Raw genomic sequence first — 20,565 nt, forward strand, 5'->3', positions numbered from 1 at the left:
CGGGCACCGAGGCGCGACCCGCGGAGGGGCCGCGTGAGCTAGGCGTGTTGGGCATAAGTCAACGATACGAATTGGATGCCCTCGCGCCACGCGACGCGGCGGGCGCGGCACGAACCCGGGAGAGTCAGCGGCTGCGGAAGTAGTCCACCGTGCGCGCCAGCCCCTCATCCGGACCGACGAGAGGCTCGTATCCGAGCAGCTCACGGGCCTTCGTCAGGTCGGGCCGGCGGCGCTCCGGGTCGTCCGCGGTGCGGTCGACGAGCGCCACGCGGGAGGAGCTGTCGCATATGCGCACGATCGTCTCGGCCAGCTCGAGCATGGTCATCTCGTGCGTGGTGCCGCAGTTGATCGGGCCGGTCTCGCCGGAGTCGAGCAGCAGCAGGATGCCGCGCACCAGGTCGGAGACGTAGGTGATCGAGCGGGTCTGGGTGCCGGTGCCGTGGACCGTGATCGGCTCGCCGCGCAGCGCCTGGGAGATGAAGGTCGGGATCGCGCGGCCGTCGTCGGGGCGCATGCGCTCGCCGTAGGTGTTGAAGATCCGCACGATGCCGACGTCGGCCCCGCGGCCGCGGTGGTAGCCCATGACGGCCGCCTCCGAGAACCGCTTCGCCTCGTCGTAGACGCTGCGCACGCCGATCGGGTTGACGTTGCCCCAGTAGGTCTCCGGCTGCGGGTGGACCAGCGGGTCGCCGTAGGCCTCGGACGTCGAGGCCATGATGAACCGGGCGCCGTCGGCCACGGCCCGCTCCAGCAGCTGCAGGGTGGCCACCGAGCCGACCCGCAGGATCTCCACCGGCAGGTCGGCGAAGTCGGTCGGGCTGGCCGGCGAGGCGAAGTGCATGATCGCGTCGAACCGCCCGCCGAGGGCCTCCACGGCCGGCAGCGGCTCGGTGACGTCGGCCTCGACCAGGGTGAAGCGCGCGTTGTCGTGCAGGTGCGCGACGTTGTCCTTGCTCCCGGTGAGGAAGTTGTCGACGACGACGACCTCGGCCCCCCGGGCGATCAGGGCATCCGCGAGGTGGGATCCGACAAACCCGGCACCACCGGTCAGCAGGACACGGTGGCCCTCGCCGTAACGCTGCGCAACGACCATGAGCGACAGCCTATCGTGTCCCGGCACCGGGTCTGAGGGCTCGGCGGCTCCCTCAGACCCGATGCACATTTGGATGGACGTCAGTGCGCGCCGGCGCCGGTCAGCGACCGGGCCTCCAGCTCCGCGTACTTGTCCGAGTCCCGCTCCTTGCTGGTCAGGGCCCCGATGGCGGCGAAGAGGAAGCCGATCGGGATCGAGATCAGACCGGGGTTCTCCAGCGGGATCGGCGCCGCCGTCGTGCAGCTGAACAGCGCCGTGGCGTTGGAGACCTGCTTGCTGTCCACGGGCACACCACAGGTCTTGGCCTGCGCCGCGTTGAGCGTTGCCGGGGTGCGGGCGCTGCTGACGCCGCCCCAGGCGATCGGGCTCATCAGCACGATGCCGACGGCCGCGATGAGGCCGGCGTAGATGCCCCAGGTCGCGCCGCGGGTGTTGAACTTCTTCCAGAACAGCGAGAACAGGATCGCCGGCAGGTTCGCCGACGCGGCGATCGCGAACGCCAGCGCCACCAGGAAGGCGACGTTGAGGTTGCGGGCGATGATGCCGAGCACGATGGAGATGGCCCCGATGCCGAGGGCCGACCACCGTGCGACCTGGACTTCCTGCCGCTCGTCGGTCCGGCCCCGGCGCAGCACGTTGGCGTAGAGGTCGTGCGCCAGCGAGGACGAGGAGGCCAGGGTGAGCCCGGCGACGACGGCGAGGATGGTGGCGAAGGCGACCGCCGCGATGATCGCCAGGAGCAGCGATCCGCCGAAGTCACCGCCGAGATAGTCCTGCCCGAGGACCTGCGCCAGCTGTGGAGCGGCCGTGTTGCCGGCCGCGTCCTGCGCGACGATCGCCTGCCGGCCGACCAGCGCCGCGGCACCGAAGCCGAGCGCCAGGGTCATCAGGTAGAACGCGCCGATGAGGCCGATCGCCCAGACGACGCTCTTGCGGGCCGCCTTGGCGTTGGGCACCGTGTAGAAGCGGATCAGGATGTGCGGCAGGCCGGCGGTGCCGAGGACCAGGGCCAGGCCGAGGGAGATCAGGTCCAGCTTGCTCCACGCCGTCGCCACCGCGTTGCCGGCGAACTCGCGGCCATACCGGAGCCCCGGTTCCAGGAAGGCGTCGGCCCGGCCCGACTTGGCTGCGGCCTCGCCGAGCAGGCTGGACAGGTTGAACTTGTAGTGCGCGAGCACGAGCAGCGTCAGGATCAGGGCGCCGATCATCAGCATGAACGCCTTGACGATCTGCACGTAGGTCGTGCCCTTCATGCCGCCGACCGTGACGTACACGATCATCAGCACGCCGATGAGCGCGATCGTGACGATCTTCGCAGTCTCGGCGCTCATGCCCAGGAAGGTGTCGCCCGCCTTGATGCCGAGCAGCAGCGCCACGAGCGCGCCCGCGCCGACCATCTGCGCCAGCAGGTAGAAGATCGACACGATGATGGTCGAGATGCTGCCGGCCGTGCGCACCGGCGCCTGCCGCATGCGGAACGCGAGCACGTCGGCCATCGTGTAGCGGCCGGAGTTTCGCATCAGCTCGGCCACCAGCAGCAGCGCGACCAGCCAGGCGACGAGGAAGCCGATGCTGTACAGGAAGCCGTCGTAGCCGTTGAGCGCGATGATGCCGGCGATGCCGAGGAAGCTCGCGGCCGACATGTAGTCGCCGCCGATCGCCAAGCCGTTCTGGAAGCCGCTGAACGAGCGGCCGCCGGCGTAGAAGTCCGCGGCGGTGCGGTTCTGCCGGCTGGCCCAGATGGTGATGCCGAGCGTGACGCCGACGAGGACGATGAACAGCGTCAGCGTCAGCGTCCGCTGGGTCGTCACCGACGTCGCGGCCAGGATCGTCTCAGGCATCTTCGTCTCCCTTCAGATCCGCGGCCGGAGCGCCCTCGATCTTGGCTCGCAGGTCGTCGGCGAGCGGGTCGACCTTGCGGTCGGCATACCGCGCGTAGAGCCAGGCGATCAGGAACGTGGACACGAACTGCAGCAGACCGAAGATCAGGGCGACGTTGATGTGCCCGACGACCTTGGTGCTCATGAAGTCGCGGGCGTAGGCGGAAAGCAGTACGTAGAGCGCGTACCAGACCAGGAACGCGATGGACACGGGAAAGACGAACTTGCGCAGCGCACTGCGCAAGGCGTCGAACTCCGGCGTGCGGGCGACGGCGACGTAGCGGTTCTCGCCGCCGGTCTCCGCCGGGGCCGGGGTCTCGGTGCTCATGGTTGATCACCACCTGCCGTTAGGGGTGCGGGTAACCGCGCACGCTAGGAACCCGGCCCTCGGCATTGAAGATCTTTTGCTGCTTTGGTACTCCCCTGCGCCGAACGGCACCGCCACTGCGCCCAGTGACAGCCGTCACACCGTTAACCGGTGGTATCGAAAATGATCAACGGCGGTAGCGGCCGCGCTCGTGGATGAGCGGCTCGGCGGCCTCGGCGGCGAACTCGATCCGCTCGATCTCCGCCTCGACCAGCAGTGACCAGCCCTTTTCCGCCGACGACAGCAGCTTGCAGCCGGCCCACGTGCGCCCGGCCGGCACCGGGCCGTAGTCCGTCGGCTCCCACTCCCCCGTCGCGAACAGCCCGCCCGGCGCGGGCATCAGCCCGGCGAACCGGTCGGCCAGCTGCCGGTCGTCGCTCAGCAGCAGGCTCACCGCGAAGCGCCCGCTCGACGAAAGCGCCGTCCACAGGTCGCTCTCGTCGTCGATCAGGCCCAGCACGCGCCCGGGCTCGCCGTCGACGACCAGCATCGAGGAGACGGTCAGGCCCTGCGGCGCCGGCGCGGACGCGGTCCACAGGGCCACCGCGGCCGGGAGTCGCCCGCGCAGCCGGCGCACCGGCGACTTCTGCTCATCCGGCGTGGCGAACGGGTCCGAGGCGTGGATGCTCACCAGGACATTGTCAGGCCCGCTTCGGCGTCACCGCGGCCAGCACCTCCGGGGCGCGCCGCTGCAGCAGGTTGCCGGCCAGCCGGGTGCCGAGCCAGGCGAACGCGAAGCCCCAGGCCAGCCCGATCGGCAGCAGGATCCAGGTGAGACCGTCGGGCAGCAGGGTGGAGGCCGCGGCGATCGGTGCGGCCAGGAGCCAGGTGGCGAACATACACACGAACGACAGCAGCGCCTTGCCCCCGCCCCGGCCGCTGTTCATCGCGAACGGGTTGTTGGTCTCGGGCATCGCGTAGGGCGCGATGACCGAGGTGATGCCGGCCATGCCGACCGAGATGCCGAAGGAGCCGAGGCCGACGCCCAGGGCAGCCGGCAGCGAAGCGGCGTGCCCGGAAATGATCGAGGCGACGACGGTACCCACGAGCAGTAATGGAAAGGTCAGAATGCCAACGGCCACCGCTCGGGCCGCCAGCTCGACCTGGCCCGGGACGGCGGTCAGCATGTGCAGGGCATACGCCGTGCCGTCGTTGCCGAACTGGTTGACCAGCGCCAGCCCGACGAACCCGCCCGCGAACAGCAGCGAGAACACCAGCGCGCCGGACCCGAATGAGGGGCCGCCACCCTGGGCCGGGCCGTTGTGGAGGCCGAAGGTGAACGCGAACGGGATGACCACCGACGCGGCCAGCACCGAGATGAGGCCGGCCCGGCGGCGGGGGTCGCGCAGCCAGTATCGGATCTCCCGGGACAGCAGCGCGGTGAACCGGTTGGCCGGCAGGAACCGCACCAGGCGCGGGATGAACGCCTGGACCGGAGCCTCACCGCTGGTGGCGCGGCGGGCGGGGCCGGGGCCGCTGGCATTGCCGATCATCGCCGACTCGATGGTCCGGCTCCACCACCACAGCAGCAGGACGATCCCGGCCACCCCGATGAGCAGCCGGGCCGGCACGAGCAGCCAATTGCCTTCGATCGCGTCGACGTAGGCGACGTAGGGCGCGGCCAGCGGGGTCCACGACAGCACCTCGCCGATGCGGGTGGCCTGCGGGGACTCGCCGCGCTGGACGAGCGCGAAGACCAGCTGGAAGATCGGGTTGCAGGAGATGCCCAGCAGGGCGATGAGCAGCGCGGCCAGGTCGCGGACCCGGCGCGAGCGCAGCATCCGGGCAAACGCGCTGGTCACGGCCCGGCTCGCGGCGACCGCCACGCCGAGGCCGACGGCCGCGCCGAGCACCGCGACGATCGCGGCGCCCACCCCGCCGTCGAATGCGGCGCCGAGCACCGAGCCGAGGGTGGCCAGCAGCGTGACGGTCGGCGGGATGCCGACGAACGCGGCCGCGAGCATGCCGCCGATCAGCGTGCGGCGCGGGATCGGCAGGAGCGCGAAGCGGGCCGGGTCGAGCGTTTCGTCGACGCCGAAGAACAGCAGCGGCACGAAGATCCAGGCGAGGATCAGCGCGGCCCCGGCGAACGCGGACACCGTCGGGCGCAGGGTGTCGTTCGCGAAACTGGCCGCGGCGAACGCGGCGAAGCCACCGAACGCGGCCCACAGCCCGAACAGCGCGCCCAGGATGAACAGGATCAGCCGGCCGTGCCGCCCGAACCGCTTGGCCGCCGACTCCGTCGGGTGCGCGTTGCCGGGCCGCAGCGAGTTGCGCAGGATCCGCAGCTTGAGCCGGACGAAGTAGGAGATCCGCGGCCCGGTCGCGACCGGTCCCTCCGGCGATGTCCGCTGCTGAGGGATATGCCCGCTTACAGCCACGACAGCTCCGCGCCCGTGGCGACGCGGCCGCCGACCACGTCGACGAAGACGTCCTCGAGTTCTCGGCCGCCGCGGACCTCCTCGGTGGTCCCGACGATCTTGATCTGCCCGTCGGCCAGGATCGCGATGTGGGTGCAGAGCTTCTCCACGACGGCCATGACGTGGCTGGAGAAGATGACCGTCCCGCCGTTGCGCACGTAGCGGATGAGGATGTCGCGGATCAGGGCACCGGAGACCGGGTCGACCGCCTCGAACGGCTCGTCGAGCACCAGCAGCCGCGGCGCGTGCAGCATCGCGCAGGCCAGGCCGATCTTCTTCTTCATGCCGGCCGAGTAGTCGACGACCAGGGTGCGCCCGGCGTCGGCCAGGCCAAGCACGTCGAGCAGCTCCGCGGCCCGGCTGTCGACGACATCCGGCGGCAGGCCGCGCAGCAGCCCGGTGTAGGCCAGCAGCTCACTGCCGGAGAGCCGGTCGAACATCCGGGCCGAATCGGGCAGCGCACCCAGCCGCCGCTTGGCCTCGACCGGGTCCGACCACACGTCGTGGCCGAGCACGTAGGCGTTCCCGGCGTCCGGGCGCAGCAGCCCCACGGCCATCGAGAGCGAGGTGGTCTTGCCGGCGCCGTTCGGTCCCAGCAGCCCGTAGAACGACCCCACCGGCACGTCGAGGTCGACTCCGGCGACCGCGACCTTGTCATCGAAACGCTTCGTGAGCCCCCGCAGTGCGAGAGCCGAATTCGGCCCGCTCGTCACGTTCTGAACGTAAGTCACGCTGTCCACCCCCGCCACCCGGCCTACAGACGCAGCGCATCGGGCGCGTGCAGGCGAAGCATGATCGCTCCGAGGCCGGCGGGCAAACGGTGCCTTGTCAGCAGGGAGACCAGAATCATGACCAGAAAGGCTAAAGGCACGGTCCAGGCGGCCGGTTGAGCCGTGAGGACGCCGGCCCAGCCGTCCAGCGGGCCGCCCAGCACGGTCAGCAGCACCGCGCTCGCGGCCGCCCCGCCGCCCACCACGATCCCGGCGGCGGCACCGAGCGACGTCAGGCCCCGCCACCAGATGCCCAGCACCAGCAGCGGGCAGAAGCTCGAAGCGGCCACGGCGAACGCCAGCCCGACGACCTGGGACACGTCCAGGCTGGCCACGAAGAGGGCGAGCAGCAGCGGCACGATCCCGGCCAGCAGCGCCGAGCGGCGGAAGTCGCGGACCGAGCCGTGGCCGAGCACGTCCGTCGACAGCACCCCGGCCACGCTGGTGAGCAGGCCGGAGGAGGCGGAGAGGAACGCGGCGAACGCGCCGGCCGCCACCAGCGCGCTGAGGAGTCGGCCGGTGACGTCCCCGCCGAGCGCGGCCGAGGGCAGCAGGAGCACGACCGCGTCGGTGTTGCCGGTCATCAGCAGCTGCGGCGTGTAGACGCGGCCGAGGGCGCCGTAGAGCGTCGGGGTCAGGTAGAACATGCCGACCAGGCCGAGCACGACGAGCGTGGTCCGACGGGCCGCGGCGCCGTCGGCGTTCGTATAGAAGCGGACGAGGACGTGCGGCAGGCCCATCGTGCCCAGGAACGTGGCGAGGATCAGCGAGTAGGTGCCGAACAGATCCTGTGCGTTGTCACCCGGCCGCAGCCACTCGGCCGGAGAGTCCGCCGATACAACCGCCACCTTTGGTACGGCCGCCGCCCGGTCGAACACCAGAACGGCCCCTTCAGCCACGGTATGGTCACCCGGCGTGAGCAGCAGGGCCCCGCTGACGAGCACGCCATCGACGAGCCCGTGCCCGTCGACCGTGGTCGGCTCGGTGATCGTGAGCCGGGTCTCGTGCTCGATGCCGACACTTGTCACGGCCGGGAAGCGGGGCCCGTCCGGTGCCGTGAGCGCGGGGCGGCCGTCGTGCTGCCACTGCATGAGCAGGAACACGAACGGCACGGCGAGGGCGGTCAGTTTCAGCCAGTACTGAAACGCCTGCACGAAAGTAATGGAGCGCATCCCGCCGAGGGCGACGTTCAGCGTGACCACGACCCCGACCAGCAGGGCGCCGAGCGCGTAGGGGGCGCCGGTCACGGTCTGCAGGGTGAGGCCGGCCCCCTGCAGCTGGGGCACCAGATACAGCCAGCCGATGAACATCACGAACGCGGTCGCGAGCTTGCGCAGCCGCTTCGAGCGGAGCCGGACCTCGCAGAAGTCCGGCAGCGTGAACGCACCGGAGCGGCGCAGCGGCGCGGCCACGAAGAGCAGCAGCGCGAGGTAGCCGGCCGCGAACCCGACCGGATACCAGAGCAGGTCGACGCCGTGCTTGAGGACCAGCCCGGCGACACCGAGGAAGCTGGCCGCCGAGAGGTACTCCCCGCTGATCGCGGCCGCGTTCCAGGTCGGGCTGACCATCCGCGACGCGACCAGGAAGTCCGACGTGGTGCGGGCGAAGCGGAGGCCGTAGAGCCCGATGGCCACGGTCGCGAGCGTCACCAGCAGGACCGCGGCGATCGAGTAGGAGCTCACTTCTGGCCGCGGTCCTCGACCAGGGCGACGAACTCCTGCTCGTTGCGCTCGGCCTGGTGCACGTAGACGGCGCCGACGAGGTACAGGAACGGGTAGGCCAGCACGCCGAGCAGCAGCCAGGGCAGCGACACCCCGAAGAGCTCGGCCTTCGCGACGGCCGGCACGACCGCGAACAGCAGCGGCAGCCCGCCGAGCCCGACCGCGACGACGGCCGAGAGCCGGACCGCTATCGACAGCTGCGCCCGCACCAGCCCGCGGGCCAGGGCCGCGCCGACCGGGCTCTGCTCTTCGAGCTCAGCGCGAGCCCCGGCGGGGTGGATCGGCGCGCGTGCGACGTCGCCGAGCACGACCCGGACACGCGGAGTTGGCGGCTCCATGGACCGCAGTCTCGCAACGCCGGTGAAACCAGCGCAAGGGCCGACATCCCCCGTATGAATGTCGGCCCCGGCGCTCTAGTACCGCCGATAGCAGGGGTAGTAGCTCGGTTCGGTCGGTCCCGAAACGATCTGACGCGCGCGGGACCGGGCCAGGTTCCACTCCCGCCAATCGTCGGGGTGGTCCGCAAGCTCGTCGGCGATGCCGGACAGCGCGCACTCCCGCGCCCCGGCCGGCAGCTTGTCCAGCTCGGGCACGGCGTCGGCCGACAGCGAGCGCAAATACCAGATGTCGGCGTTGTTGCGGTCGGCCCGCTCGACGTTGTGCGCGGCGATGAACCGGTCCGGGTTGAGCACCGCGAGCCCGAGCAGCGTCGCCACCCACAGCGCGACCCCGGCCCGCCCCAGCCACCGCCGCGCGGGGATCGCTCCGGCCAGCATGACCAGCACGAAGAGCCCGCCCAGCCACAGTTCGACGGCGCTGACGAAGACCCGCAGCCGGGTGAAGCCATAGGCCTGCTCGTACACGTTCATCCGCCACAGCGCCGAGCCGACCACGACCAGCGAGCAGAGCGCGAGCAGCCCGAGCACGATCCGCAGGAGCCCGCGATCCCCGGGCAGTGCCTTGCGGACCGTCACGCCCATGACGCAGAGGGTGAGCAAGGTGATGACGAGCAACTGCCAGAAGCCTTTGCGGGCGTACTCCGCGAAAGTGAGCCCCACCGTGCGCATCACGTAGTCCCGGTCGCCGAACAGCACGGCCAGCTGCACCCCGACGAACACCACGAACAGCAGGAGCAGCGCGCCGACCGGCACCAGCCACTCGACCCGGCGCACGTGCTTCACCCGCGGCTCGCCCTCGCCGATCTCGGCCGGGTTGGCGACCAGGAACGCGCCGCCCAGCGACAGCCCGGCGGCGGCGACCGCGACGAGCGTCCAGCGCGCGATCGTGCCGGCATCGATGGTCGGCGTGATCGCGTCGACCAGGCGGGCGAACCCGGCATCGGCACTGGCGAACAGCGCGCCGAACACGATGAGCAGCGCGACCCCGATCCCGATGGAGCCCAGCAGCCGCACCCCGTTGTTGGCCCGCACCGTGGTCGTGGCCCGCTTGGCCGGCCGGGTCAGCCCCGCGGCCGACCACGGCACGGCCCGGAACGCCGCGAAGACCAGCGTGAACGGCGCCTGGAGGATCGCCGGGACGCGCCCGTGCCGGCCGACCGCCATCGCCGTGGCCCCGAACGCGGTCAGCGCGCACAGCGCGAACAGCCAGCCGGCGGCCCGGAAGAACCCTACGGAGAGCAGCGCCATCGCCGCCCCGCACCACAGCACGCCCTCGATCCGCGCTCCGGCCGTCGCTCCCGGCTTGCGGGCCAGCAGCAGCGCGAGCGGCACGAGCAGGCCGAGGCCGGCGATCGGCCAGCCGAGCCCGGGCCGGTCCACCGGCAGCGCGGCCGCCGCGACCAGGGCCGCACTCAGGGCGCCCCCGAGGGCGGTGGTGCTCGCCGCCGGGCTGAGCAGGGGCCAGGCCCGCTGCCACAGCGTCGGCGCCGCCGGCCCGAGCTGGAAGGGGCTGCGCAGGGCCGGGTTGATCGGCGGCGGCGGCCCGGGGAACGGGTTCGGACTCCCCGGGCGCGGCCCCGGCGGCGCGGCCACCGCGAGGGCCCCCGGTCTCGGCGGTCCGCTCGGCGGCGTCGGCGGTCCGCTCGGCGGCGTCGGCGGTGCGGTCGGGGGCTGGGACTGTTCCGGGGCCTCGGGCATGGCTCGGCTCCTGAATCGGGGCAAAAGGGGTCCACGCGGCCGGCCTGAGGCCGGTCACGGGCATGCGGATGACTACGACCGGCGCCGATGCCGGCCTACGTGGGAAAGGACGCCTGCGGTCCGAAGGTCAGGCGGGCAGCGTGACCCGGATGCGGCAGCCCGGAAGGTCGTCCGGCTGCTCGACGACCGCGATCGAGCCGTCGTGCAGCTGCGTCAGCCACTGGGCGATGGCCAGGCCGAGACCCGTGCCACCCCCGGACGGCCGGGCGCCGCGGGTGAACCGCTCGAACACCCGCTCCCGCTCCTCGTGCGGGATGCCCGGCCCCTCGTCGGCGACCTCGATCATGACCCGGCCGGGCTCGCGGCGGCCGAGGATGGTGACCGTCCCGCCGTCGGGGCTGTGCCGGGTGGCGTTGTCGACGAGGTTGGACAAGACGTGGTGCAGTCGCGCCCGGTCGGCCTTGACCAGGGCGTTCTCCGGGAACGAGCAGGAGAGGTATTCGACTTTGTGCCCGGTCGCGGTCGCCTTCACCTCGGCCTCGGCGACGACCTCGTGCAGGAGGTCCTCGAGGTGGAAGAGCTCACGATCGAGCGGTACCACCCCCGCATCCAGACGCGAAATGTCCAGCAGCTCGGTGACGAGCCGGCCGAGGCGCTCGGTCTGGGCCAGCGCGGTGCGCAGCGTCGCCGGGTCCGGTTCGGCCACACCGTCGACGATGTTCTCGAGCATCGCCTGCAGCGCGGAGATCGGCGTGCGCAGCTCGTGCGAGACGTTCGCGATGAGCTCGCGGCGCTGCTGGTCGGCCGCGGCGAGCTCGCCCACCATCTGGTTGAAGGCGACCGCGAGCTGGCCGACCTCGTCCTTCGATGTGGCCCGGACCCGGGTGGAGTAGTCACCGCGGGCCATCGCCCGGGCGGCGGTGGTCATCTCGCGCAGCGGCCGGGTCACCCCGTGGGCCAGGACCTGGGAGGTGAGCAGGCCGGCGGTCAGCGCGATGTAGGTCGTGTTGGGCGGAATCCACCCGATGCCGATCCAGAACACCCCGAGCCCGGCACAGGCCGACGCGAGCAGCAGCACGGCCAGCTTGAGCTTGATCGACCGCAGCGGGTCGAGCGGCCGCGGCAGGAGATCGGCGATCTTCTTCATGCTTTGTGCCATCATGCGGACTCCAGGGCATAGCCGACGCCGTGCACCGTGCGGATCAGGTCGGCGCCGAGCTTTCGGCGCAGGGCCTTGATGTGGCTGTCGACCGTGCGGGTGCCGGAGGCGTCCGCCCACCCCCACACCTCGGCCAGGAGCCGCTCGCGGGGCAGCACGGTCCGCGGCCGGCTGGCCAGGTTGACGAGCAGGTCGAACTCGGTCGGCGTCAGGTGCGCCTCGACCCCGGCCCGGGTGACCCGCCGCTGCGCCCGGTTGATCTCGAGGTCCCCGAGCACGATCGACGTCTGGTTGGGGTCCGGCTGCACCTGCGCGAGCCGCTCCAGCCGCCGCAGCAGCACATGCACCCGGGCCGCCAGCTCCCGCATCGAGAACGGCTTGGTCAGGTAGTCGTCAGCCCCCACCGCCAGCCCGACGAGCAGGTCATTCTCGTCGTCGCGAGCGGTGAGCATGAGCACCGCCACGGGCCGCTCGGCCTGGATCCGCCGGCACACCTCAAGCCCGTCGAACCCGGGCAACATGACGTCGAGCACAACCAGGTCAGGCCGCATGAGCCGAGCCGCCGCCACCGCCGCGGGCCCGTCATGCGCGGTATCGACGGAGAACCCCTCGGCCCGAAGCCGCACCGCGATCGACTCCGCGATCATCCGCTCGTCATCCACGACAAGCACCCGGCGCCGCTCCCCAACTGTGTTCACATGAAGGAGCGTAGGCCCGCGAAGTGCAGGCCCTCAGTCGGCAATGTGCAGAAGTTGTGTAGACCCTCAGGTCCAGGACTTGGCCGCTCGCACCAGGCGATCCTTCAGTTCCCGAGTGTGACGGCGGGAGACCGGCAGCTCGTGGTCGTCGATCAGGACCACGTAGCCGGTGTTGGTCATGCGCAGCTCGGTGATCAGGCGGAGTTGCACGAGGTAGGACCGGTGGATTCTGACAAAGCCGGCATCCGCCCAGCGCTCGGCCAGCGTGGCCAGGGAGACCCGGACCAGGTGGGAGGCGTCGGCGGTGTGCAGGCGGGCGTAGTCGCCCTGTGCTTCGACCCAGCGGACCGAGGAGCGGGGCAGCATCCGGGTGGTGCCGGCCAGCTCGACCGGGATCGTCGGGTCGTCCTGGCGGTCGCGGCGGGCGGCTACGGCGGGGTGGGTGGGGACCAGGCGGGTGGCGAGGACGCGGCGGATGGACTCGGCGATCCGGTCGGCGCGGACCGGTTTGCGGACGTAGTCGGCCACGCCCAGGTCGAAGGCCTCGGCGGCGCGGTCGTCGTAGGCGGTGACGAACACGATCGCCGGTGGGCGGGCGAAGCGGGCGAGGATGCGGGCCAGTTCCATGCCGTCCAGGCCGGGCATGCGGATGTCGAGGAACACGGCGTCGATGTCGGAGTCGCGCAGGACGCGCAGGGCCTCGGTGGCGTCGCCGGCGCAGTGCAGGCGGCCTACGCGGGGGTCGGCGCGGAGCAGGTATGCGAGCTCGTCGAGCGCCGGCACCTCATCGTCCACCGCCAGCACGCGCAAGAAACCGTTCTCATTGAGCGACGAGGTCAATGCGAAGTCACCCCCGGGTGGAATTTCGGCACGCGCATGCTGACCTTGGTGCCGGCGTCGGGCGCGGTCTCGACCACGACGCCGAACCCGTCACCGAAGACCGAACGTAGCCGATCGTCGACGTTGCGCAAGCCCACGTGCTGGCCGGCGTCGGTGGTGTCATCGGCGCTGAGCAGGGCGGCCGGGTCCATGCCCACCCCGTCGTCCTCGACGGTGATGTGGCACTCGGCGCCGGCGTCGCGGGCGACGATGCTGACCGTGCCCATGCCCGGCTTGCGCGACAGCCCGTGCCGCACGGCGTTCTCGACCAGCGGCTGCAGGCACAGGAACGGCAGCGTCACCGGCAGCACCTCGGGCGCGATCTGCAGCCGCACCTGGAGCCGCTCACCGAAGCGGGCCCGTTCGATGGTGAGGTATCGGTCGATCGAGCGGAGCTCCTCGGCCAACGTGGTGAACTCGCCGTGCGCGCGGAAGCTGTATCGCGTGAACTCCGCGAACTCCAGGATGAGCTCGCGGGCCAGCTCCGGGTCGGTGCGCACGAAGCTCGCGATGGCGGTCAGGGCGTTGTAGATGAAGTGCGGGCTGATCTGCGCCCGCAGCGCCCGGACCTCGGCCCGGGCCAGGCGGGCCCGGGAGGTGTCGAGCTCGGCCAGGGCGAGCTGGGTGCCGATCCACCGGGCGGTCTCGGCCGTCGCCTGCACCAGCCCCGGTGCCGGCGGCCCGTCGGACAGGGCGACGAGGGCGCCTTCACGCTGTGCGAGCGGTACCACCACAGCCCCTCGAATAGGACAGTCGACGAGATCGCAGGGTAGGTCCCGCCCGCCGAGCACGGTTGGCCGGCCCGCGGCGACCGCCTTGACCGCCGCGGCCGCCGCATGGTCGCGATGGTGCTCACCGATGCCGTCGAACGCGAGCACGCGCTTCGCGTCGGTGACCATGATCCCGGCGGCTCCGGTCAGCGTGCCCAGGTGGCGGATGGCCTTGCCGGCGGCGGCTTCGGTGAGGCCGTTGCGCAGCGGTTCGGCGGCCAGTTCGGCGATGTGCAGCACGTCATAGGTGGCGCGCTGGGCGGCGGTCGCGATGGCCCGGCGCCCGCGGTAGCGGATGACGGCGTAGACGGCCCCGCCGAGCGCGCACATCAGCACGACGACGATCAGCCCGGCGGCGAGGTTGGCACCCACGGGCCAATCGTTGTTTAGTAGGCGCCCTTGCGGAAGACCACGACCCAGACCGTGCGCCACATCGTGTGCAGGTCGAGCACGAGCGACCAGTTGTCGACGTAGTAGAGGTCCAGGCGGACGGCGTCGTCCCAGCTCAGATCGCTGCGGCCGGAGACCTGCCACAGGCCGGTGATGCCCGGGCGGACCAGCAGGCGGCGGCGCACGTCGCCGAGGAAGTCGCCGTCCTCGGCCGGCAGGGGCCGCGGCCCGACCACCGACATCTCGCCCATCAGCACGTTGATCAGCTGGGGCAGCTCGTCGATCGAGGAGGCCCGCAGCCAGCGGCCGACCTTGAACACGCGCGGGTCGTTCTTGATTTTGAAGAGCAGTCCGTCGCTCTCGTTCTGGTCGTCCAGCAGCGCCTGGCGCTCCTCGGCGTCGACATACATGGTCCGCAGCTTCCAGACCCTGAACATCTTGCCCTCGCGGCCGATGCGCGGCTGGCGGAAGAAGATCGGGCCGGGGTCCGACATCTTGATCGCCAGTGCGATGAACGGGAAGAGCGGCAGGCAGAGCAGCAGGCCGAGCAGGGCCAGGACGCGGTCGAGGATGTTCTTGAACAGCCAGCCGAGGCCGGAAAGCTTCGGCTCCTCGACGTAGAGCAGCGGAATGCCCTCGATCGGGCGGATGTGCACGCGCGGGCCGGCGATGTCGGTCAGCTGGGGCGCGACGGCGAGGTCGATGCCGGTGCCCTCGAGCTGCCAGGCCAGCCGGCGCAGCTCGACCGGCTCGGCGCTGGCCGAGCCGCAGACCGCGATCGTGTCGGCGTTGAGCTCGCGGACCAGGGAGAGGATGTCGCGGCCGGCGTGCACGGGCACCGGTGTGACGGTGCTCGGGTGCGGCGCGTAGCCCTCGGTCAGGTGGATGCCGACCGGCACCAGCCCGGCCGCGGGGTCGCGGGCGATGGCCGAGTAGACCTCCAGCGCCTCCTGCAGCGTGCCGATGAGCAGCATGCGGTGGGTCGCCAGGTGGAACTTGGTGCGGGCCAGGGCCAGGGCCCGGCGCGCGATGTATCGCACCACGAGCACGAACACGAGGCCGCCGACCAGCGCGGCGCCGACCGAGAACCGGGACAGCTGGATCTTGAACGCGAACGCGGCGAAGGCGACGATCGCGACAACGGTCCAGGAGGCGCGCACGACCCGCTTGAACTCGTCGGTGCCGGTGCCGAGGTAGCGGCGGTCGTAGGCGCCGTGGCCCCAAAGCACGAGCAGCCAGACCGCGGGCAGCAGGACGTAAGCGATCAGGCCGAACAGGCCCGGCTGGTCCTCGAAGCCGACGTTGGCGTTTTGCAGGGTGGAGTGCGCGATCAGGGACGACAGTGCGACGCCGCCCATGTCGAGCAGGATGAGGATCGCCGCGTAGGGCCGGTGCCAGCGGGAGGCTCGCTTGGTCCGCTGCCAGCCCGACCGCGGTACGCCGTTCGGGCCCAGTGGTACCACCGCATGATCGGGAAGAATCTCGAAACTGTCGAGTTCGCCCAAGGTCGATCTCCGGCTCGGCGGGGTGGCCGGACGTTGGAGACTAGTGGTCACCTCTGCGCGTCCTCTACTGCTCTGCTCGGCCGGTTATCGGAAATACAGCACCGGAAGCATGTTGCAAAGTGTCCCACGGCGGCCGGGGCAACCGATGACGACCGGCCGACACTAGTTGCTGAACGTATTCGCTGTCGAGAGCACTGGCGTAGGGCGGACAGAACTCCGCGTGACAATCACCCCGAGTAGCACAGCACCCACCAAAGCACACAGAAGCGGCACGGCGCTGCCCAGTGGCGGAGCCCAGACCCCGCCGAACGGGTTGAGCCCCGCGGAAATTCCGCGTTGGAACCGGGTCATGACCCGAGCCAAAGCATAGAGCTGCATCGGTACTGTAAGAGCCGCGCACGCCACCAGGAGCCAGCCGCGCACCGGTGCTGCCGCCAGCCACCCTGAGTAACCGGCGGCGAGCGGGGCGAGCAGGATCACGCCCACGCCCAACGGCATCACATAGCGCCCGTGGGCGAACTGGCCCACCTTCGGCGCGAAGTACAGCTCCAGCGCCACGAGCAGCGCCGCGCTGCCGAGGAAGGCCGCCCCGATGCCGATCCGCAGCCGCCGGTCGCCGAGCCACAGGGCGGGCAGGACGAGGGCGGCGCACAGGAGGTACCACAGCGCGATCACGGCGATGGAGATCGTCGTCTCGCCGTAGTTGAACTGGCCGATGATCTGGCGGGCCCAGAACTCGGCGCGGCCGTGCACGATGTCGTCGAGGATGGCACCGGAACTCGTCGGCGGGATGGGCCGGCTCGAGTCGAGGTCGCTGCCGCGGGACGCGACGGCGGCCCAGAGCCCGGCGAATACCGCGCCGGCCGCGGCCGGGATCAGGAATGCCCGATTGCGCAGGGTTTTTACGTTTTCCCTGGTCACGAAGAGTGCGATGGCGATGGCGGCCAGGGCGAAGAACGGTCCCAGGTCCCGGACCGTGAACAGCAGCAGGGCACCCACCCCGGCCAGTGCCCACCGGCGATGCAGGAGCGCCACGAACAGCAGGACGGCCGCACTGATCTCCAGCCCGTTGGGGTTTATCGCGCCGGCCAGGTTCGCCACCATCGGCGTGGTGACAAGCACGATCGCCAGCCGCTCCAGCCGGCCCGGCGCGATCGCCACCGCCGCCGCCAGCAGGGCCGCTGAGAGCGCGGCCGACAGCAGCCGGGCCCAGATGAGACCGGTCCCGTCGGGGCTGATCCGCAGCGGCAGGCCGGCCAGCAGGTAGTAGACCGGGCTGTAGCGGGCGGCCGCACTCGGCACCGGCGTGTCGGTCCGGTCACCGTTCGTCACCAGGCAGGACGCCGGGTGGTACAGCGGCTTGTCGATGAAGGTGCAGTCGGCGTTCTCGGGCAGCAGGCTGCGCGGCCCGGTGAACGCGTTGGTCTCGATCCCGCTCGCGTCCTTGGCCCGCTCGTGGGGCAGCCACTGCCCCGTCCACACCGCATAGGCCCGGACGAGGTGCTGCTTCTCGTCGTAGGTCCCGTTCACCGGCAGGGCCAGGGCCCAGGCCGCACCGAGGAGGAAGAAGGCGGCAAAGGCCAGAAGGAACGCTCGACGCACGCCGGTCAGCGTACGAGCTTCGACAGCCGCCGGTCCGCCAAGGGCTTGCCGCCGGTCTGGCACGTGGGGCAATACTGCAGCGACGTGTCCGCGAACGACACCTCCCGCACCGTGTCACCACACACGGGGCAGGGCAGCCCGGTCCGCGCGTGCACGGCCAGCCCCGAGCGCTTCTCCGACTTGAGCGTGGCCGCCTTCTGCCCCACCGACCGCTCGACGGCGCTGGTCAACACCGCCCGCATGGCCGCGTGCAGCCGCTCCATCACGTCATCCGTGATCTTGTTGGTGAGCGCGAACGGGGAGAGCTTGGCGGCGTGCAGGATCTCGTCGGAGTAGGCGTTGCCGACCCCGGCCAGAATCGTCTGATCGGTCAGCACCCCCTTGATCTGTCCCCGCCGCGACCGCATGGCCTCCGCGAACTCGTCGGCGCTGACCGCGAGCGCGTCCGGCCCGAGCCGCCCGATCCCCGGCACCAGCCGCGGATCGGTCACGAAGTAGGCGGCCAGGCTCTTCTTCGTCCCCGCCTCGGTAAGGTCGAACCCGGACTCGTCGTCCAGCCGCACCCGCACCGCGATCGGCCCCGAGCCGGGCTTGAGCGGCGTCTTGGCGTTGAACGCGTCCCGGTAGTGCAGCCAGCCGGCCCGCGCCAGGTGGACGACCAGATGCAGATCGGTCCCGACGTGGATGTCCAGGAACTTGCCGTGCCGCGAGGCCCCGGTCAGCGTCTGCCCGGTCGCGGCGGTGATCGGCGGGTCGAACGTCTTCAACGCACTCAGCGACGACACTTCGATCCGGTCAATGGTGTGGCCGGCGGCACGCTCCCGCAGAAACGCGGCGAGCGCCTCGACCTCGGGAAGCTCGGGCACCCGTACAGGCTACTTCCAAGCTCGCAAGCTCGCGGCGGGGAAGGCTTCGCCTCCACCCGCACCCCCGCACGATCCACGCCGACAGCTGCGGGCCGTCCGAGTGCGCCCGCCACCGCCCTGGGCCGGCATCAAAATGGCGCGGCGATGCTGAGGAGGTCGACGTCTCCGGACCAGAGCCGGTCGTAAGTCCTGAGGAACTTCGTCACGCGGAGATCAGCCCGTTCGTCAAGAAACACTCGGGTCCGACGCTGCCAGTGAAGCCCGCTGAATGCAGTCTCGGTCCAGTGATCCCACACGAGTACAACGGCGTGGACTCGGCTGGTCTGGCGGAGGTGGTCAGTGATCTCGTCAGCGGACTGGCGGCGGTACAACCCGCTCTTGGTCCACGCATAAGGGACTCGCACAAACGTCGTGCCGATCCCGTCACCGGGCAACTGGCGCCGGGCACCCTCCAAAGTTTTCATCAGTGCGCCGGCGCGATAGTCGCTGTCGTCCGCACGGCTTTTGACCTCGATGGCCCACTCGGTACCGCCCAAGTCAACGCCGATGTCGTAGTCGCGGCCCTTCTCGCCGACCGGCGCTCGCAAGCGGAATTCCAACGGAATCGACGTCAGCATGTGCAGCACTTCGGCTTCGAACACAGCCCCATGCAGGTCCCGCCGCTGCAGGTTTGCGACAAGATCGCCGAACCAGGGCATGTCTTGAAACTCGAACACTCGGCGGCCAAGCGAAACCACACGCTGCACGTGCTCGCCCGGAGCTCCGCGATATGACCGGTGGCTCCGCAGATAGATTGCCTGGCCAGTTGTTCCTCCTGCTAGATGCTCGCCCCACCAAGCATCCCCAAGGAATTTCTGGATGACGATGTTCGCAATGCAGTAACTGATTTCAGTCGGGCGTAGATCCGGCCGGTCGCGCACAAGATCGGCTCGCAAAGCGTCGATGGCGTTGAGACTCTCGAACCACGCCTCCGCCCTACGTCCAGCCTCCTCGGCCTTCGCCACGTCGAAGTCCGCAGGCTTAGAAATCCACTCGCCACTGACATCCACCACCTATCAAGCATCGGCGCTTCGCGGGAACAGCGTCCAATGCTTTAGGTCCGGCGGCTGGTGGAGCGTCCGCTGGCTTGAGCCGGAGTTTTCGCCGTGTGGATGTGGCTCGGAGCAGAACGGCTCACTGTGGGGAGCTGGCGACGGTACGGTAGATCTCGATCAAGCGCTTGGTCAGCACGTCCGGCGAGAACTCCGTCTCGAAGCGGGACCTGGCCACCGGAGCCAGCGCGGCTGCTCCCGCGTGTGCCTTCACCAAGCCCTCGGCCATCGCGGTCGGTGACGGTTCGACCACCCAGCCGGCGTCGCCGGCCAGATACGGCATGCCGCCGCGGTCGGTCACCAGCACCGGACGGCCGCCGGACAAGGCCTCCAGGATGATCGTCGGCAGCACGTCGTGCCAGGTGGAGGCCGCGATCACGCACGCCGCCCGGGCGATCTCGGCGCGGACACCGGCGTTGTCGAGCGGGCCCAGGTAGGTGACGTCCGTGCGGGTCGCCGCGGCCTGCTCGGCCAGTGGGCGCAGTTCACCGTCGCCGGCGATCCGCAGTGGGCCCAGAGCGCCGTCCTGGTGTTGTGACCAAGCGTCCAGTACCAATGCCAGGCCTTTTTCGGGGCTTAGACGGCCGGCGAAGAGGAACCCGTCGCCGGCCGTCGGCGCCGCGCCCTGGTCGGGGATGCCGTTCGGCTTCACGGTGATCCGGTCGGCGGGGATGCCGAAGTCGATCAGGTGGGCCGCGATGCGGTCGGTGAGGGCGATGAAACGATCGACCTGCTTCCAAGTGCTGCGGTGGTACGCCAACGTGGCCGCCATCACCGCGGACTGGGCCTTCGAGCCGCGGTAGCACGTGTGCACGACGGCCGGTGTCGGGAAGGTCTTGCCGCGGCACTCCGTGCAGATGTGGCCGTCGCGGAAGTACAGGCCGGGGGCGCACACCTGCCGGTAGTTGTGGACGGTGTGCACGACCGGGACGCCGTGCGCGTGGGCCGTCTTCACGACCGTCGGTGACAGCAGCGGATACGGATTGTGCAGATGGAACACGTCCGGCTTCTCGCGCTCCAGCAGCTCGGCCAGGGCCTTCTGGGAGTCGCCGCCGCGGATCGGGGCCAGGGGCAGCAGCACCTTCTGGGCCTTGGAGAACGTGCCGATCTCGTCGGAGCTGCGCAGGAACGGCAGCACGGTGACCCCGGCCGCGCCGAGCTGCGCGATCTCGGCGTCGACGATCACGTTCTCGCCGGAGGGTTGGCCCGATGCATACCGGTTGTGCGCGACGACGACCTTCATAGTGAGGAGCAGCCT

17 protein-coding genes and 1 pseudogene are annotated in these 20,565 nt (G+C 70.6%); all 18 read right to left on the minus strand.

Annotation, left to right across the window (positions count from 1 at the left end; genetic code table 11):
- Positions 1-124: 124 nt before the first annotated feature.
- The 18 genes and pseudogenes from ACIA8L_RS40305 to ACIA8L_RS40390 all read right to left on the minus strand — a co-directional run bounded on the left by ACIA8L_RS40305 (position 125) and on the right by ACIA8L_RS40390 (position 20,550).
- Positions 125-1,093: an NAD-dependent epimerase/dehydratase family protein gene (locus ACIA8L_RS40305; protein ID WP_395912986.1), complete on the minus strand. Its 969-nt coding sequence runs from the start codon at positions 1,091-1,093 to the stop codon at positions 125-127.
- A gap of 361 nt (positions 1,094-1,454) precedes the next feature.
- Positions 1,455-2,934, minus strand: a pseudogene (locus ACIA8L_RS40310) (cation acetate symporter); the annotation flags it as partial.
- Positions 2,927-3,301 (minus strand): DUF485 domain-containing protein, encoded by a 375-nt coding sequence (locus ACIA8L_RS40315; protein WP_395912988.1) that lies wholly within the window; start codon positions 3,299-3,301, stop codon positions 2,927-2,929. The pseudogene ACIA8L_RS40310 and the gene ACIA8L_RS40315, both read right to left, overlap by 8 nt.
- A 166-nt stretch (positions 3,302-3,467) precedes the next feature.
- The gene (locus tag ACIA8L_RS40320) at positions 3,468-3,974 is read right to left on the minus strand and encodes a flavin reductase family protein (protein WP_395913355.1); all 507 of its coding nucleotides are present in this window, start codon (positions 3,972-3,974) and stop codon (positions 3,468-3,470) included.
- A 7-nt stretch (positions 3,975-3,981) separates the two neighbouring features.
- Positions 3,982-5,721: an ABC transporter permease gene (locus ACIA8L_RS40325; protein WP_395912990.1), complete on the minus strand. Its 1,740-nt coding sequence runs from the start codon at positions 5,719-5,721 to the stop codon at positions 3,982-3,984.
- Positions 5,712-6,491 (minus strand): ABC transporter ATP-binding protein, encoded by a 780-nt coding sequence (locus ACIA8L_RS40330; protein ID WP_395912992.1) that lies wholly within the window; start codon positions 6,489-6,491, stop codon positions 5,712-5,714. The genes ACIA8L_RS40325 and ACIA8L_RS40330 overlap by 10 nt, the downstream gene beginning before the upstream one ends.
- Before the next feature lie 23 nt (positions 6,492-6,514).
- On the minus strand, positions 6,515-8,212 hold the full coding sequence (locus ACIA8L_RS40335) for a cation acetate symporter (RefSeq protein WP_395912994.1): 1,698 nt from the start codon (positions 8,210-8,212) through the stop codon (positions 6,515-6,517).
- Positions 8,209-8,589, minus strand: a complete 381-nt coding sequence (locus tag ACIA8L_RS40340) for a hypothetical protein (RefSeq protein WP_395912996.1) — start codon at positions 8,587-8,589, stop codon at positions 8,209-8,211. Before ACIA8L_RS40340 ends, ACIA8L_RS40335 begins: the two co-directional genes overlap by 4 nt.
- A 75-nt stretch (positions 8,590-8,664) precedes the next feature.
- Positions 8,665-10,347 (minus strand): DUF4153 domain-containing protein, encoded by a 1,683-nt coding sequence (locus ACIA8L_RS40345; protein ID WP_395912998.1) that lies wholly within the window; start codon positions 10,345-10,347, stop codon positions 8,665-8,667.
- Between the two features lie 127 nt (positions 10,348-10,474).
- Positions 10,475-11,509 carry an ATP-binding protein gene (locus ACIA8L_RS40350; protein WP_395913000.1) on the minus strand — a complete coding sequence of 345 codons (1,035 nt, stop codon included), beginning with the start codon at positions 11,507-11,509 and terminating at the stop codon, positions 10,475-10,477.
- Positions 11,506-12,204, minus strand: coding sequence for a response regulator (locus tag ACIA8L_RS40355; protein ID WP_395913001.1), 699 nt, complete (start codon positions 12,202-12,204; stop codon positions 11,506-11,508). Before ACIA8L_RS40355 ends, ACIA8L_RS40350 begins: the two co-directional genes overlap by 4 nt.
- A gap of 66 nt (positions 12,205-12,270) precedes the next feature.
- Complete coding sequence (locus ACIA8L_RS40360; RefSeq protein ID WP_395913003.1) at positions 12,271-13,044, minus strand: LytR/AlgR family response regulator transcription factor; 774 nt, start codon at positions 13,042-13,044, stop codon at positions 12,271-12,273.
- The gene (locus ACIA8L_RS40365) at positions 13,041-14,225 is read right to left on the minus strand and encodes a sensor histidine kinase (protein WP_395913005.1); all 1,185 of its coding nucleotides are present in this window, start codon (positions 14,223-14,225) and stop codon (positions 13,041-13,043) included. The genes ACIA8L_RS40360 and ACIA8L_RS40365 overlap by 4 nt, the downstream gene beginning before the upstream one ends.
- A 14-nt stretch (positions 14,226-14,239) precedes the next feature.
- Positions 14,240-15,748: a sugar transferase gene (locus ACIA8L_RS40370; RefSeq protein WP_395913007.1), complete on the minus strand. Its 1,509-nt coding sequence runs from the start codon at positions 15,746-15,748 to the stop codon at positions 14,240-14,242.
- A gap of 162 nt (positions 15,749-15,910) precedes the next feature.
- Positions 15,911-17,350 carry a DUF2142 domain-containing protein gene (locus tag ACIA8L_RS40375; protein ID WP_395913009.1) on the minus strand — a complete coding sequence of 480 codons (1,440 nt, stop codon included), beginning with the start codon at positions 17,348-17,350 and terminating at the stop codon, positions 15,911-15,913.
- A 5-nt stretch (positions 17,351-17,355) separates the two neighbouring features.
- Complete coding sequence (locus ACIA8L_RS40380; protein WP_395913010.1) at positions 17,356-18,216, minus strand: Fpg/Nei family DNA glycosylase; 861 nt, start codon at positions 18,214-18,216, stop codon at positions 17,356-17,358.
- Between the two features lie 128 nt (positions 18,217-18,344).
- Positions 18,345-19,268 carry a hypothetical protein gene (locus tag ACIA8L_RS40385; RefSeq protein ID WP_395913012.1) on the minus strand — a complete coding sequence of 308 codons (924 nt, stop codon included), beginning with the start codon at positions 19,266-19,268 and terminating at the stop codon, positions 18,345-18,347.
- Between the two features lie 121 nt (positions 19,269-19,389).
- Positions 19,390-20,550 carry a glycosyltransferase family 4 protein gene (locus ACIA8L_RS40390; RefSeq protein ID WP_395913014.1) on the minus strand — a complete coding sequence of 387 codons (1,161 nt, stop codon included), beginning with the start codon at positions 20,548-20,550 and terminating at the stop codon, positions 19,390-19,392.
- Positions 20,551-20,565 lie beyond the last annotated feature (15 nt).

The organism is Dactylosporangium sp. NPDC051541 (assembly GCF_044454505.1).
In the GTDB taxonomy this organism is placed as follows: Bacteria; Actinomycetota; Actinomycetes; order Mycobacteriales; family Micromonosporaceae; genus Dactylosporangium.

Excerpts from the sequence above, each read along its gene's own strand:
- ACIA8L_RS40305 (WP_395912986.1), bottom strand. The coding sequence starts at position 1,093 with ATGGTCGTTGCGCAGCGTTACGGCGAGGGCCACCGTGTCCTGCTGACC.
- ACIA8L_RS40315 (WP_395912988.1), bottom strand. The coding sequence starts at position 3,301 with ATGAGCACCGAGACCCCGGCCCCGGCGGAGACCGGCGGCGAGAACCGC.
- ACIA8L_RS40340 (WP_395912996.1), bottom strand. The coding sequence starts at position 8,589 with ATGGAGCCGCCAACTCCGCGTGTCCGGGTCGTGCTCGGCGACGTCGCA.
- ACIA8L_RS40345 (WP_395912998.1), bottom strand. The coding sequence starts at position 10,347 with ATGCCCGAGGCCCCGGAACAGTCCCAGCCCCCGACCGCACCGCCGACG.
- ACIA8L_RS40350 (WP_395913000.1), bottom strand. The coding sequence starts at position 11,509 with ATGATGGCACAAAGCATGAAGAAGATCGCCGATCTCCTGCCGCGGCCG.
- ACIA8L_RS40390 (WP_395913014.1), bottom strand. The coding sequence starts at position 20,550 with ATGAAGGTCGTCGTCGCGCACAACCGGTATGCATCGGGCCAACCCTCC.